Annotated in this window: 17 protein-coding genes; 7 read left to right on the top strand and 10 right to left on the bottom strand. The window is 45.5% G+C overall.

Annotated elements, in window-relative coordinates:
• Nucleotides 1-11 precede the first annotated feature (11 nt).
• The 5 genes from acpP to IT291_01655 all read right to left on the bottom strand — a co-directional run bounded on the left by acpP (nucleotide 12) and on the right by IT291_01655 (nucleotide 3,477).
• Nucleotides 12-257, bottom strand: coding sequence for an acyl carrier protein (gene acpP, locus IT291_01675; protein MCC6219930.1), 246 nt, complete (start codon nucleotides 255-257; stop codon nucleotides 12-14).
• A gap of 172 nt (nucleotides 258-429) precedes the next feature.
• Nucleotides 430-1,179 (bottom strand): 3-oxoacyl-[acyl-carrier-protein] reductase, encoded by a 750-nt coding sequence (gene fabG, locus IT291_01670; protein MCC6219929.1) that lies wholly within the window; start codon nucleotides 1,177-1,179, stop codon nucleotides 430-432.
• Entirely contained in the window at nucleotides 1,172-2,413 is a 1,242-nt protein-coding gene (plsX, locus tag IT291_01665) for a phosphate acyltransferase PlsX (protein MCC6219928.1), read from the bottom strand. Before plsX ends, fabG begins: the two co-directional genes overlap by 8 nt.
• Nucleotides 2,414-2,483: 70 nt before the next feature.
• Nucleotides 2,484-2,669, bottom strand: coding sequence for a 50S ribosomal protein L32 (rpmF, locus tag IT291_01660; GenBank protein MCC6219927.1), 186 nt, complete (start codon nucleotides 2,667-2,669; stop codon nucleotides 2,484-2,486).
• 235 nt (nucleotides 2,670-2,904) lie between these two features.
• Nucleotides 2,905-3,477: a DUF177 domain-containing protein gene (locus IT291_01655; protein ID MCC6219926.1), complete on the bottom strand. Its 573-nt coding sequence runs from the start codon at nucleotides 3,475-3,477 to the stop codon at nucleotides 2,905-2,907.
• Nucleotides 3,478-3,697: 220 nt separating this feature from the next.
• Here IT291_01655 and IT291_01650 point away from each other — a divergent pair, with 220 nt between their 5' ends.
• Nucleotides 3,698-4,174 (top strand): single-stranded DNA-binding protein, encoded by a 477-nt coding sequence (locus tag IT291_01650; GenBank protein ID MCC6219925.1) that lies wholly within the window; start codon nucleotides 3,698-3,700, stop codon nucleotides 4,172-4,174.
• Nucleotides 4,175-4,243: 69 nt separating this feature from the next.
• Here IT291_01650 and IT291_01645 read toward each other — a convergent pair whose 3' ends face one another.
• The gene (locus tag IT291_01645; GenBank protein ID MCC6219924.1) at nucleotides 4,244-5,155 is read right to left on the bottom strand and encodes a pilus assembly protein PilP; all 912 of its coding nucleotides are present in this window, start codon (nucleotides 5,153-5,155) and stop codon (nucleotides 4,244-4,246) included.
• A 184-nt stretch (nucleotides 5,156-5,339) separates the two neighbouring features.
• Nucleotides 5,340-5,852 carry a type II secretion system protein gene (locus IT291_01640; protein MCC6219923.1) on the bottom strand — a complete coding sequence of 171 codons (513 nt, stop codon included), beginning with the start codon at nucleotides 5,850-5,852 and terminating at the stop codon, nucleotides 5,340-5,342.
• Nucleotides 5,853-6,259: 407 nt separating this feature from the next.
• On the opposite strand from IT291_01640, the gene IT291_01635 reads away from it, so the two are divergent.
• Genes IT291_01635 through epsI form a run of 3 tightly spaced genes read left to right on the top strand, consistent with a single transcriptional unit; the run spans nucleotide 6,260 to nucleotide 8,365 of the window.
• Nucleotides 6,260-6,751, top strand: coding sequence for a hypothetical protein (locus tag IT291_01635; GenBank protein ID MCC6219922.1), 492 nt, complete (start codon nucleotides 6,260-6,262; stop codon nucleotides 6,749-6,751).
• A gap of 38 nt (nucleotides 6,752-6,789) precedes the next feature.
• Nucleotides 6,790-7,701, top strand: a complete 912-nt coding sequence (locus IT291_01630; GenBank protein ID MCC6219921.1) for an exosortase/archaeosortase family protein — start codon at nucleotides 6,790-6,792, stop codon at nucleotides 7,699-7,701.
• Entirely contained in the window at nucleotides 7,682-8,365 is a 684-nt protein-coding gene (gene epsI / locus IT291_01625; protein ID MCC6219920.1) for an EpsI family protein, read from the top strand. The genes IT291_01630 and epsI overlap by 20 nt, the downstream gene beginning before the upstream one ends.
• 8 nt (nucleotides 8,366-8,373) lie before the next feature.
• On the opposite strand, the gene IT291_01620 is transcribed toward epsI, so the two are convergent.
• Together IT291_01620 and IT291_01615 are read right to left on the bottom strand one after the other, a co-directional pair.
• A complete protein-coding gene (locus IT291_01620) occupies nucleotides 8,374-9,312 on the bottom strand; it encodes a universal stress protein (protein MCC6219919.1) in 939 nt (312 codons plus the stop codon).
• A gap of 65 nt (nucleotides 9,313-9,377) precedes the next feature.
• Nucleotides 9,378-10,037, bottom strand: a complete 660-nt coding sequence (locus IT291_01615; GenBank protein ID MCC6219918.1) for a metallophosphoesterase family protein — start codon at nucleotides 10,035-10,037, stop codon at nucleotides 9,378-9,380.
• Between the two features lie 109 nt (nucleotides 10,038-10,146).
• Between IT291_01615 and IT291_01610 the strand changes: the two genes are divergently transcribed.
• From IT291_01610 to IT291_01600, 3 genes are read left to right on the top strand one after another with little or no spacing between them, the layout of a single operon-like run.
• Nucleotides 10,147-11,319 carry a TraB/GumN family protein gene (locus tag IT291_01610; protein ID MCC6219917.1) on the top strand — a complete coding sequence of 391 codons (1,173 nt, stop codon included), beginning with the start codon at nucleotides 10,147-10,149 and terminating at the stop codon, nucleotides 11,317-11,319.
• Between the two features lie 9 nt (nucleotides 11,320-11,328).
• Complete coding sequence (locus IT291_01605) at nucleotides 11,329-12,540, top strand: SpoIIE family protein phosphatase (protein MCC6219916.1); 1,212 nt, start codon at nucleotides 11,329-11,331, stop codon at nucleotides 12,538-12,540.
• A 40-nt stretch (nucleotides 12,541-12,580) separates the two neighbouring features.
• A complete protein-coding gene (locus tag IT291_01600) occupies nucleotides 12,581-13,021 on the top strand; it encodes a response regulator (GenBank protein MCC6219915.1) in 441 nt (146 codons plus the stop codon).
• Nucleotides 13,022-13,029: 8 nt separating this feature from the next.
• On the opposite strand, the gene IT291_01595 is transcribed toward IT291_01600, so the two are convergent.
• Nucleotides 13,030-13,346, bottom strand: a 317-nt coding sequence (locus IT291_01595) for a hypothetical protein (protein ID MCC6219914.1), incomplete at its 5' end; no start/stop codon positions are given.

Genomic DNA, 13,346 nt, shown 5'->3' with positions numbered 1-13,346 from the left:
GCGGCGACTCATTAAGCCTGTGCGTGTTCCTCGATGTAGTTGATTGCATCTCCTACTGTTTGAATCTTTTCCGCATCTTCATCCGATATTTCGATATCGTATTCTTCCTCAATTGCCATCACCAACTCAACTATATCTAGCGAGTCGGCACCCAAATCTTCTATAAAAGAAGCTTCTGGTTTTACGTCTTCGGCAGCTACGCCCAACTGGTCAACAATTATAGCACTTATTCTTTCAACGGTTTCCGAGCTTGACATCCTTAATCCTCCAGCCTAACTATTTACAAATTGTTTTATCATTCCAAGCTATTATAACAACACCGCACTTCTCCAACCACCATAACTATTTTTTTTCTTCACTTATGTCTTATTATGCTTTCTTATTATGCCAAAATCTCCAAAAAAAGTGAGATTCGGCCTGCACTTTGAGCTACATATACATCCCTCCGTTCACTCCAAGAACCTCACCCGTTATATAGCCAGCGCCGTTACCACAAAAAAAGCCAACGACTGCTGCCACATCCTCCGGGGTTCCTAGGCGATTTAGAGGTATGCCCTCTAAGATCTCAGTTCTAATATTCTCACTAAGGGAACGAGTCATATCTGTTTCTATATATCCTGGCGCTATCGCATTAACCGTAACCCCTCTCCCTGCTAGCTCTCTAGCTAGGCTCTTTGTCAATCCAATAATGCCCGCTTTCGAGGCAGCATAAGCAGCTTGCCCAGCATTGCCCATCTCTCCGACCACCGAGCTAATATTTACTATCCTGCCATATCTCGCCTTCATCATGGCTTTTGATACCGCCCGACAGCAGTAAAAGCACCCCGATAAGTTCACATCGAGAACTCTCTTCCAATCATCCACCTTTGACCGCACTATGAGCGAATCAATAGCTATGCCGGCATTATTCACCAGAATATCGACTTTTTGGCAAGAATCTAAAATCTCACGGAAACCATTCTCTACAGCATCCGGATCGGCTACATCGAACTGCAACACTCTTGCCTTGCCACCTTCGCTAGTTATTTCTTGCGCTAAAATGCTGGCCTCGCCACTACTATGCGAATAATTAATCACAACTTGCGCGCCGCATTGTGCTAGCTGTTTACAGATAGCTCGCCCAATCCCTCGTGCTCCACCGGTAACTACGGCAACTTGCCCGCTTAAAAAATTATCCAATCTTTAACTCCGCGTCTTCTGTCCCACTTGTCATCTTTTGCGACGATTCTGACTCCTCGCCCTTATCTTTCTCGGTGGGCAATTCTTCTTCCAATCTAGTTGTAACTTTAGCCCTCTTAGCTGCTCCAGAAAAACCTTCGCCATCCGCCATGACGCCGCTAAAAATGTTATCAAACGGCTGCAACTGACTGTCCTCGAGTTGGCCTATCTCCTTTGCAATTTTTTCTATCATGCCCGACACCACGAAGTTATCCGCAACTCTAATAGCATTTTTCACAGCCCTACTTCCGGAAGCACCATGCAATACAATAGCAACTTTCTTTAGTCCTAAGAGCGGAGCACCACCGTGAGAGGAATAATCGAATTGCCCCAAAAACACATCGTGGAAAGTGCCACGAGAGAGACCTAAGCCAACTTTCCTAAGTAGCCCCTTCTTTCCCTCGTACATGATTTGATCAAATATAAGCCTAACCGCTCCCTCCATAGCCTTTAGAACTATATTGCCTACCAAACCATCGCAAACAATAACTTTAGCTCTATCTCTAGGTATATCGCGCCCCTCGACGTAGCCTATATAGTTGATATTTTCGAGCCTGGAGAGAACCATTGCCGCGGCGCGCATTGCATCGGTTCCCTTCGTGTCTTCTGTCCCGTTTGAAAGCAGCGCAACAGGCGGCTTCTCGACGTCAAAGAGGCAATTAAAATAAATCGCCCCCATCGTAGCAAACTGAACCAAATTATGCGCCTGGCACTCTACATTTGCACCAACATCCAAGACGACATTCGGAAGACTGTCCCCTGCAACCGGCATTAGCGTAGCAATGGCCGGTCGCTTAATTGCCGGCATAGTGCCACAGATCATAATTCCCGCAGCCATCATCGCACCGGAGTTTCCGGTACTAATAATCGAGGAAGCTTCGCCCGCTTCGACTAGCCTGTAAGCCTCACAAAGAGACGAGTTTGGTTTTCTCACCACTGCCCGAGTAGGCGACTCTTCCATGCCTATAGTATCTGCTGCGTGTCGCACGCCTATAGGCAAGTGACTAGCACCCAAGCTGCCAAGCTTTGCTCTTAGCTGTTCCTCCGGCCCAACTAGTATTGAACGAGAACCAAACTCTTTGTAAGCCGCTATTGCTCCCTCAACTTGAACTTCAAAGCCCGCATCGCCACCCATAGCATCGACCGCAACTGGTAGCTCGGATCGATAGGCTGGCAAATTACCGTTTGTCCTCATAATTCCCGAAAATCAGTTTCTAGTTAAGTTAAATAGCTGCCCCTTTATGAACCTCTATAACTTCAGTAACTCACTCGCCGCTTGGAAGCTCGACCATCTGGCGTCCTCTGTACTGACCACATTCGGGACAAATGTGATGCCTTAGTTTGGGTTCCTGACACTTGCTGCATAATACATAGCCACTAGGAACTAATCCGTCGTGTGCCCGCCTCATATTGCGCTTTGACTTCGATGTTTTTCTCTTTGGAACTTGCATTTCCTTATACCTTTACATTTAGAAAACCATTACCCCAGCAAAATTCATGCACAATTCAACAGAAACTGTCAAATAAGCTGATAATGGCATGTATGACTTTAAACGCCCTACACTAAAAAAAGTAGAATCTAATATCCGAAGATAGGACTATATGGCAAGGTACCTTAATCAAGATCATCGCCAGCTTCATGAGTTATTCCCTTGATAAAGCCAACTTTTTAAAACGGCATAGCCACTATTTATTCAATTTTATTGCCCTAAAGGGATTATCAGTATTTTGGTCGGTTTTGCAGTTACACTGCCCTAGGTTTAAATTTGCCCCACAACTTGAGCACAAGCCTTTGCATTCATCTTTGCACACGACTACAAACGGCAGGGCCAACACCAGGAGCTCCTCGACTATTGGTTCGCAATCGAATTCATCCCCCGCGTAATAGTCCACATTTAGATCGGCAATAGCATCGCTCTCGCGACGTTGTCCGATTTCGGTCTCTTCGCTAACGCGCTTAAGCATGAGGTCGATATTGACTCTCAATTCTCGCGACACGTCCTCCGCACAGCGGCCGCATAAGGCGCTGAACTCAGACTTAACATTGCCGCGCAAAAAAACCGTTGTCCCCTCTATAGTTACCAAAATATTAACCTTAGGGTCACAGCGGAAAGAATAATTATACTTAAGCTCACGTGCTGACTTGGAACTCGCCGAGTTATCAGTTTCCTGGGCAACTCGCTGATTTAACACTGTTTTATCCAGCTCAAAGGATATTTCCAGCCCCTGCGTAGGTATTTGCGATGTTTTAATAATCATGTAGCCCATATATCATTGGCACACTTAGTTAGAAAAGATGGTCGAAGGAAAAATAGTTATATAGAGCCTATCGCAGAAACTCGCACTTAAGCTGGCTGCACGCGCAATTGCAAATCAAGCGATAATATGTAAGCGTATTAAAAAAAGGGGCGCGTATTTGATTAATATATAGCGGCTGTTTAATGAGCCGATTGGCATATTTTTAGGAGTTCGTCAGGCTATGGGATTAAATAGGGTTTTTTTATTGGGAAACCTCGGAGCGGATCCAGAGCTCCGCTACACTGGTTCACAGATGCCGGTTTGCACACTCAATGTTGCAACTGGCGAAAAGCGGAAATCTCCGGAAGGAGAGTGGGTAGATCACACTGAGTGGCATTCTGTGGTCGTATGGGGGAAACAGGCCGAAAACTGTAGCCAGTATCTTGCTAAGGGCAGACAGGTATTCGTGGAGGGCCGCATACAGACAAAAAAATGGCAAGATCAGGAAGGGCGAGATCGCTATAAGACCGAAGTCATCGCCAGCAACATTCAGTTTGTAGGCGGGCGCGGCGAAGCCCCCGCAAACCAGGGATTCTCGCGGAACATCGAAAAGCAATCTCCAGGTTTTGGCGATGTTGATTTTGGTGGCTCGCCTACTGCGTCAAGTTCAAAGGAAATGCATTCTGTCTCCTTCGACGACGACGACATTCCTTTCTAATTGCGTTAATGGGCCTTTCTAGTAGTGCGTGAAGGGTTTGTTGGAAAAACTCCGGTTCGCCAACAAACCCTACTTGGCTCGTCGAGCAGCGTTCCCTCTTCTAGCATTTTGCTTAGATTTGTCCTTTTCGTCGCTGCCAGTGCTAGTAGCTATTTTCATCTCGATTACTTCTTGAGTTTCATTGCCAGTAAAATCCACTTTGGTCTGAAGAATTTTAAGATGATCTTTTTCCACGCTGACAATTACCCCGCCACTATCGCCTATCTTGGTGCTGTTCCCTACGGTATAACCTCGCCCGGTAGAATCCTCCACAATCGCAGACAAGCGCCCTTGTGAGTCGCTGATTACAGCAGTCAGGCGCAGTTGATCTAAGCTGTATCGCTCTAGTGGGGTTAAGCTTTCATCCGCATTGGCTTTCGGCGAAAAATCAAAGGGCACGAAGGGATCTCGCAGTTTGCTAGGATCGTACACAAAGTCCTCCTCCTCTAGCGTGTTGGGATTAACAAAATCGTCCATCCCTTGCGCCGCAGCGCTTGTAGCATCATTAGCCACTATAGAGGCCGTCTGCTGCTCTTGGCCTTCACCATCCTCACTGGTCAACGCTAGCTGCACGGGTTCATCGCTAGCCCTTAGCATGTAGTCAGCCCCATTTCGCTCATAAATAAATGGCTTCTTCGTTTCCGGGTTATCGGGAACTTTATCAAAATATGCAGGCACTAAATCAAAAAGCGAATTAGGCGGAGTGGAATTTCGCGCCGCAAAATCAGTCACAGCAATCTGCACGCGCAATAAAGCTTCTTCCGTTGGAGAAAGCTTCTTGCTCGCCTTCGCGGCCTGCACTACCTCTTCAACAACCTGCCTCGCGTCCAGCGGCTTCGCCCTAAATTTGTAATAACCCATCGCCGCAATCGACGCGATTATCAATAATAAAGAGAGCAGTCCTAGAGCGGGAGATTTTTTTCGCTTCCTTCTGTGTGCCATGAGGCGAGATTCCCAAGGTAAACTTAAACGCAAAATTCACATCTTTAAAAACTTCAGATGCGAACTCAAAGCAGTTAGATCTTACTTATTAATATATCGGTTAATGCGCGAGGAGTTAAAGCAAAAAGATCCAAGCACTATATAAGAAACTCAGATCTATTCACCACTAATCTAGTCGAGTTACTTAACAAATTCCGCCAGGAAGCGCTATGTTGGGAATATATATATTAAAACCACCGCAAAACTTCACATAAAAGGCATATCTATCCGCTCTACAAGGTAGCGACAATATGCGGGAATTCAAATCAAACGGATGGCTAGTCGCGTCACAGGCATCGTAGCTTGCGCCTAGCATTACGTCTGGTGAAACTGAACCTCCAGGCAAAATAGTAGCCAAATTACCCGCTAAAGGGCTACCATCTGTAGCGGAAAAAGTTAAAGGCACAGAAAAGCCGGCTGGGAGACTGTCGTCCTCAAACTCAAAAGCAGAAGCTGCCAATCGAGCATTTCTTAAATCCGCTTCCACCTTGGCGTATTCGACGTCCTCTCTATAGACATAAAACGCTGTAACCGCCATGGAAGCCAAAATGCCAATTATTGAAAACACAATAATTAGTTCAATCAACGTGAAACCACCTTCGCCAATGCCTATTTGTTTCGCCTTGGTGTTTTTATCATTTACTAACTGGCTACCCATGTTCCTTGCTCCCAACAAGCCTAATAAAAATGCGCTGATATTTATTGATCGACACTCACCTTCCACCGCCACCCCCCTCACCTATCAACAAACTGCAATGCCAATAACGTGCCAAGCAATTTTGGCCCATATCGAAACCAAACAAAACGACAAAAAGTGCTTAAACTTCAACAACTTAAACGTTTGCGGCGAATAATTCATCAACTAACGCACAAAACATTGCGCTGACAAATTTTGCTTTTCCTATGCAAAAAAGTGTCATAAATGAGAAAGTTGCCCAAATTCTCTTTGCACTTATTTCAACTAACTAATATAAATAGCTCCTGTGTGGCCTACGCAAGAAATTGGATGAGCCACAATAGCACATATACTAATTGGCCATCATGTTGAGATTAACAGCTTAAACTATGTCACCGCGAAGAAGTTTATTCATTCTAATTATACTTAGCTTAATTTCTCTTTCCGCCTGCTCCGAGTATTGGTGGACGCGAGGACAGCCTCCATCGGTTGAATCGCTAGTGAGCAGAGCAGACGACAGACTAGAACGAGCGCTCGCCTCGAATTCCGAGAGTCGCGCCCAATTAGCTCCTCTTGCAAAGGACATAAAAACAGAGCTGCTCTCAGCATTCCAAATTCTAGCTTTTGATTCCAATCTTAGGGAGAACTCCCAGTTGATAGCGCATTTAGAAAAGGCCAGAGAGGATTTTATCAACTTAGAAGGAAAACTGTCCTTCGGCTCACGGCCTGCATACGGCGAACTATCCGGGCAGTTTAGAGCTTTTGAGGCGACGATTTCTCCGGATGACCGTTCTAAGTTAAGTTTTTCGTCCTTTGGCTTGTTCGTGTCGAGAACGCTATTTTTTCTTGCAAATGAATTAAGTGTTCCAGCGCCAGCTTAGTGTTAACCTGCCAAACTCATGGCTAGTAGGTAAGTGCCATGATTTTTAGAGCAAACGCCATTAAGATAAGCAGTCCGCACAAACGCCCTCTCCCCAAGTATTTGGGACTACTTGCACTAGCCATTTTGTTTTTGCAGCTATACCTGCCGACTCTAACTGAGATAGCCTTAATTTGTTTACGAGATGACAATTACTCACACGGACTCTTGCTGCCGTTTCTATCGATTTGGATAATTTGTAACGCTAGATTAAAAATAAACGCGTTAACTAGCTCTAGAGAGTTAGAGGACAAACCGACAACCATACCCATATCGGGCATCTTCTTATTACTTGCTGGTTTGGCAGTGTTTATTTTTGGCAGACAGACGCAGTTATTATTTTTGCTATGGCTGTCTTTTTTCCCTACTTTAATTGGCACTCTCTACCTAATCCTTGGACGAGATGTCGCAAGATTACTTGCTCCAGCGATTTGCATAAACTTCCTTGCTAAACCCCTGCCTGACATCCTTGCACAGAGAATATTTAATAGCTCTCAAACTCTAGCTGCACGAGCAAGCGCAGTAGTCCTCGACGTTAGTGGCGTACCTGTATTCTTAAAAGGCAACGTAATTGCAATTCCCGGCATGGACTTACTCGTTGAAGAGGCCTGTAGTGGAATGCGTTCGGTTCTCGCCCTAATAACCGTCGCCATAGTAATTATCGTATTAAAAAATGCTCGCCACATAACAAAGCTTATTACTCTGCTGCTAGCCGTTCTACTGGCAGTGATATTTAATATCGTTAGAGTCGCTGGCACGGGGTTAATGGCTTATTTCGTTAGCCCTAGTATCGCCCAAGGTTTTTTGCACAGCTTTTCCGGAGCAATAGCTTTTTTATTAGGCTTCGCAGTTCTCTACGTTGTAGTTTCTAAATTAGACGCCAAAAATGCCAATGTCGCTAGCATTATCTAGTAAAGGAATTATCCTTGCCACTATTCTTCTCGCTGGCGCTTTTTTTGCTGTGCGCTTATTGCCAACCGCACAGGAGCAACGCAAACTTCCCGATATACATTTGGAAAAACTACCGATGAATCTAGGCGGCTGGATCGGGAAAGACGCAGATCCTCTGGGTATTCGCGCGATCGATACTCTTAAATTCGACAGCCATCTTCGGCGTGTTTATGTTAACGATCAGAATCAAACAATCTTCCTGTACATCGCCTACTGGAAGACACAAACGGGCGATTATCAAGCGGCAAAACATTCTCCCCTCATTTGCCTTCCTGCAAATGGATGGATCACGCACGACGCTCATCTGCACAATCCAGCCTCCCTAGGAGGGCTGACGGTAAACGCGCTTGTTGGCCAAAGCCAAGCGCAGTCTGTGCTCTTTAACTATTGGTTTAGGAGCAGAACAAAAAATTACACCCAAGAATGGCTTGCCATTTTAATGGCCGCAAAGGATAAAATCTTTAGTGGAAGAAACGATGGCGCGATAATAGAGGTTAGCAGCATTTTGCCAAACAGCAGCACTCTGTCAGCAAAACACATAAAAGCCTCCCAACAAAACATCGACGCCTTTCTCGCAGTTCTGCACCCTGAACTCGAGAAAATATGGAAGGGGAACGCTACCTGAAGCTTTTTTTAAGGCACTATCAATACCGGACAATGAGCATTGGGCAGAATTTTTGCTGTGTTACTTCCCACAAACATTTTTGAGAACCCCGTCCGGCCATGGCGCGACATTATTATCATGTCGACATGATGAGTGCGAGAATACGCAGCTATCTCGACATAAGTGGGCTCAATGCCATCGATAACACTTGTATTAACCGCTAGTCCTGCAAAGTGCTTATCTCTTAGCTTGTTTAGTTCCTCCAAGCACTTTTCTTTCATATCAATCTTAATTTGCTTAAGATCGCCCCCCAGAGAAAAATGATACGTGGCTCGCGTCACGTCCTCCAATACATGTAAGAGTGTTAGTTGTGGCTTAACGTCGCTAGCAACATTTAACTGCTCCTTTGCGACCTCAAATGAGCTCAGTGACTTCTCAGAAAAATCGGTAGTTACGATAATATGCTTCCTGGCATTTAGGTCTCTTTTTTCTTTCGCCCTCTTTAGCGCCCCCACGGGAACGACGAGCGCGGGGCACGTAACTCTAGGCAATAATTCACTGGCAACGCTGCCCAATAGAATTTTTTTGATTCCCGTTCTGCCATGACTTGTTACCACCACCAAATTGCAGTTATGACTACTCGCATAGGCAGCTATTTCTGCCGCTACTGAATCATGGGTTCTCACAATAGCCGTTTCGACATTAAATCCGTTAAAATTCTCATGGCACAATTCTTTAATCCGCTGAGTAGCCTGTAGTTGAGCCTCATCTACAAAAGATGGAATTGACTCTTTGCTAAATTTAGAGCTCCAAATATCGAACTCATCTCTTGCCGGCAGATCCTGTAAAACAAACATCATGTGAATCCGACCTACATCCTTCCCCGCCAAAAGTGCCTGCTCCTTTGCAAAATAAAAGGCTTCCTTTGACTCTTCTGAAAAGTCAGTTGCTACGAGAATATTTTTCACAAGTCATCTCCCCACAAATACGTTAACACTCCAGTAAGCGAAAACAACGCACACTCCGGATATTGCTACTTAACTTGACGCATTTCAAGCACGTGCACGCTATCTGTCACTTCGCAGAAAACATACGAATGCATCATAAAAGGCGCTGGGTTCACAAGTTTTGTGTTTCCAACGGTATCGACACCGTGAGCTTCGTGAATATGTCCAGAAATACAAAGCAAGGGATTATGTTTGGCAACAAAAGCTCTAACGGCCTGACTCCCCACATGTCTACCATCATGTATGCGATCGATTGCAGTGTTAAACGGTGGCTGATGCGAAAGCAAGATCAAGGGACGGTTTAAATCTACGCCGCTAACGGCGGCAGAAAGGGTACTCTCAATTTGCTCCTCAGTATACTCGTTAGGAGTAGTGCCGGGGCAAGGCAAGGAACCTCCTAAACCAACAAATAGCAAGTTGTCTACTACTGCCGCGCGCCCATGAAGATTTATGCCGATCTCGCTCAAATACTCGTCGACCTCTCGATGATCGCAATTCCCGCTTACGGCAAGCACCCTCTTTGCACGTTCCTGTATTGGCTCAACAACTCTCCTAGCCTCGCGCTCTTTGCCAAAATTAGTGAGATCGCCTCCTAACAAAACCAGGTCTGCACTTTCAATAGCATGAAATACTTTTTTATAGTTTTCCGTATGTCCATGGCAGTCCACAAAAGCGACTATTTTCATCAAAACTTCTCCCGAGAGTTAGAATAAATAAGCACAAATTGAGCATTGAATTTAAAGCTATAAGATAGCATTGCTTTACTGTAAGGGAAATAGATATATATCATGCCGTATGAGTAATCCAAACGAACATGACACTTGTGTCCACGAGCTTTACGTAAACTGCCGACGATTTTTTTTAGTTGGCACGGCGCATGTTAGCAAGAGCAGTGTAGATTTAGTCGAACGAGTAATACGAGAACAGCGCCCCACCGCCGTTGCGATCGAGCTTTGCAATTCGCGTTATTCGGCAATAATAGACCCAGAAAGTTGGCGGCATGCCGATATCTTTAACATTATCAAGTCTGGGAAAGCCTATGTACTAATGGCGCAACTTGCGCTGGCGAGTTTTCAGAAGAAACTGGGCGAGCGCCTGAACTCTAAACCAGGCGATGAGATGCGCAAGGCAATCGAGGTTGCCAATGAAACCGGAGCCAACCTAGTCCTTGCCGACCGAGATGTAAAAATCACTTTAAAGCGCGCTTGGTCGAAAGCCAGTCTGTGGGCAATATTTAAGATTTGCTTCTCCATGCTAGCGTCTTTTTTCTCAGATGAAGAGCTTTCCGAAGAAGACATCGAGAAGTTAAAACAAACAGACGCATTAGAGAACGCAATTGCCGAATTTTCCTCTCACCTACCGGGAGTTAAGGAAGCTCTCATAGACGAGCGCGATTTGTATCTGGCCAATAAGATTTTCAACGCTCCTGGAGACAAAGTAGTAGCGGTGTTGGGCGCTGGCCATATTCCTGGCATTAAAAAGGCGCTTGGCTCACATATTGACATAGAGCCGCTAGAAGTTATTCCACCGCCGAGATTAAGCTTTAAACTGTTTACGTGGAGCATACCGACAATATTGATTGGGTTAGTTGCCTATGGATTCTTTCATGCGGGCGCGCAGGTAAGTGCGCAAATGGTTATTACCTGGTGTTTAGCTACTGGAGTTCTTGCCGCCATTGGAGCGCTCGTAGCTCTTGCACATCCATTAACAATCGCCTCCGCTTTTTTTGCAGCACCACTAACTACGCTACACCCTGTAATTGCAGCAGGTTGGGTTTGCGGACTAGTCGAAGCAGTTGTGAGGAAGCCAAGAGTAATAGATCTAGAAAACCTTGCCGATTCAATAACCTCTGTTAGAAAGCTGTGGAGCAACAGAGTCAGTCGTATATTACTTGTTGTCATATTTGCTAATCTAGGTGCAAGCATTGGCACCTTTGTTGCGTTTGGCTCAATATGGTCGCTACTTTAGTCTACGCCTATGTCTGACACTAATCTCAATCTAGATTCCCAACAATTTACCGATCGGGTTTTAGTTATAAGCAATAACCCTTTGATTCTTTCTCAAATCAACACAGCTCTACAGAAGAAGTCTTATGAATGCCAAAACGCTGAGAACCTGAAAGAGGCATCGAAATTTGCAACTCAACGCATTTACGATCTCGTAATAATAGAGCTTAACGAACGCGAAGAAAATTGTTATGAGCTATTAGCGCAAGTTCAAGCAGAGTCTAATATTAAGCGCCTACCCATAATTCTCCTAGCCAAACAAAATCCCTTGCTATTAGAGGCCTTAAAAGCTCAGTCCTCGCTAAATATCCACTTAATCAGCCTTCCTCTAAGCATTACCGATCTATTGGTGAAAGTAACGACGCAGATGCGAATCAGGAAGACTTCCACTAAACATTCGAAACTTGGCATCGAGGTTACGGCTGAAAATACTGAACTGAGGGAACTAACCAATCGATTTCGGCGAGAGCTTAGGGAAGCTCAAGTTATTCAGCAGTCACTCTTGCCCAAATCCCTTCCCCTAAGTCCACTAGTAAGGTTTGCCGCAAAATATGTTCCCCTGGACGCCGTAGGAGGAGATTTTTACGATATCTGGAAATTAGGCGAATCCCTTTTTGCAATTCTCATAGCTGACGTTTCTGGTCACGGCTTGTCTGCGGCTTTCGTAGCTGCCATGACCAAAATGGCTCTCTCTTATACTGATGCAAGTGAGCCGCACGAGATACTTTTTGAGATGAATAGTGGGCTAACCAAGCACATGCCGGAGGGTAGGTTCGTTACTGCAATTGCTGCTATATATAACTCAGAAAACGCTTGTTTGCAGATTGCCAGAGCGGGGCATCCGGAGCCTATTATTTGGCGGGCTAAAGAATGCAAGGCTGGACGAGTTAATGCAGAAGGACTACCGCTTGGGCTACTTAGCGACAGCACATACTCGCTATACGAAACGAAGCTGGAAAAAGGTGATAAATTGCTGCTATTTACAGATGGCTTAACGGAAACCTCCGACATGAGCGGGGCGATGTTAGGACTGAGCGGCATAGAGAATTTTCTTTCCACGAACCCGCAGGACTGTGACGTCGTTAAGCTTTTAGATAGGATATACAATTTTCAGAAAGAATTCTCTGGTGGACGCATCATAAAGGATGACATTACTATCATTGGCTTAGAGAGGCTTAAGTAGCCATGAGATTGAAGCATTCGAGAGGGAGAGAGATACAGAAATGTCTACTTTGGAATCGGTCGAGGGGCCTAGTATTTTAGTCATAGACGACGATAGACAATTTCGCGAAAAGATAGTGTCCATTCTTGCAAAGCATAGCAAAAGTGCCATGCCTTTTGAGAGCGGACAGCACGTTTTGCGCTTCATCAAGGATCAGCCCTGGAGCTGGACTCCGCAAGTGGTTATAACAGACATAGCTATGGACGGCATGGGTGGCTATCAACTAATGAAGGCCATTGCTCAGCTCTATCCAAAGAAATCCATTCCAATGATAGTCGTCTCCAAACTCACGCACCCTGATTACCGCCATGAAGCTAACGCTGCTGGCGCAAGCGCCTTCTTGGGCAAACCGGTTCGCGTCAGCGAGCTCTTAAAGACAATTGAAAAAGTTACAACCGTTGAAACCGCTACACTAAACATCACCGACGAAGAGAAATTATAAAGGCGTCTTTACGCAGATTGGCAATATGGAATGACGAGGAATTCTCCTAGCCCTTGACTCTCCGCCACCGGAAACAAAGTACTCCCATGTGGATAAATTCGGATAATGAGAAACAAACTAACGGCGTTCCTGGTTTCTCCTGGTATGCGGTTAAATGGCAGCCCGGCGCCGTATTTAAGCAAGCCAACCATGCTGGAGGCTGTCTCGTCATACTTCTTCACGCCAACCCCTCGAGGTGCTTTGGCAGTATGCACTTCCCCACATAGGTTGCAACGCAGGCGCTCACACTCCCAAACGGTGGCGCTTAACGGTGACATGGCGGTGA

The organism is Deltaproteobacteria bacterium, from assembly GCA_020845775.1.
Classification (GTDB): Bacteria; Bdellovibrionota_C; UBA2361; order SZUA-149; family JADLFC01; genus JADLFC01.
Note: the sequence above shows the minus strand (reverse complement) of the source record. Positions and strands in the feature narration are given on the sequence as shown.

Excerpts from the sequence above, each read along its gene's own strand:
- acpP (MCC6219930.1), bottom strand. The coding sequence starts at position 257 with ATGTCAAGCTCGGAAACCGTTGAAAGAATAAGTGCTATAATTGTTGAC.
- plsX (MCC6219928.1), bottom strand. The coding sequence starts at position 2,413 with ATGAGGACAAACGGTAATTTGCCAGCCTATCGATCCGAGCTACCAGTT.
- rpmF (MCC6219927.1), bottom strand. The coding sequence starts at position 2,669 with ATGCAAGTTCCAAAGAGAAAAACATCGAAGTCAAAGCGCAATATGAGG.
- IT291_01655 (MCC6219926.1), bottom strand. The coding sequence starts at position 3,477 with ATGATTATTAAAACATCGCAAATACCTACGCAGGGGCTGGAAATATCC.
- IT291_01650 (MCC6219925.1), top strand. The coding sequence starts at position 3,698 with ATGGGATTAAATAGGGTTTTTTTATTGGGAAACCTCGGAGCGGATCCA.
- IT291_01645 (MCC6219924.1), bottom strand. The coding sequence starts at position 5,155 with ATGGCACACAGAAGGAAGCGAAAAAAATCTCCCGCTCTAGGACTGCTC.
- IT291_01640 (MCC6219923.1), bottom strand. The coding sequence starts at position 5,852 with ATGGGTAGCCAGTTAGTAAATGATAAAAACACCAAGGCGAAACAAATA.
- IT291_01635 (MCC6219922.1), top strand. The coding sequence starts at position 6,260 with ATGTCACCGCGAAGAAGTTTATTCATTCTAATTATACTTAGCTTAATT.
- IT291_01630 (MCC6219921.1), top strand. The coding sequence starts at position 6,790 with ATGATTTTTAGAGCAAACGCCATTAAGATAAGCAGTCCGCACAAACGC.
- epsI (MCC6219920.1), top strand. The coding sequence starts at position 7,682 with ATGTCGCTAGCATTATCTAGTAAAGGAATTATCCTTGCCACTATTCTT.
- IT291_01615 (MCC6219918.1), bottom strand. The coding sequence starts at position 10,037 with ATGAAAATAGTCGCTTTTGTGGACTGCCATGGACATACGGAAAACTAT.
- IT291_01610 (MCC6219917.1), top strand. The coding sequence starts at position 10,147 with ATGAGTAATCCAAACGAACATGACACTTGTGTCCACGAGCTTTACGTA.
- IT291_01605 (MCC6219916.1), top strand. The coding sequence starts at position 11,329 with ATGTCTGACACTAATCTCAATCTAGATTCCCAACAATTTACCGATCGG.
- IT291_01600 (MCC6219915.1), top strand. The coding sequence starts at position 12,581 with ATGTCTACTTTGGAATCGGTCGAGGGGCCTAGTATTTTAGTCATAGAC.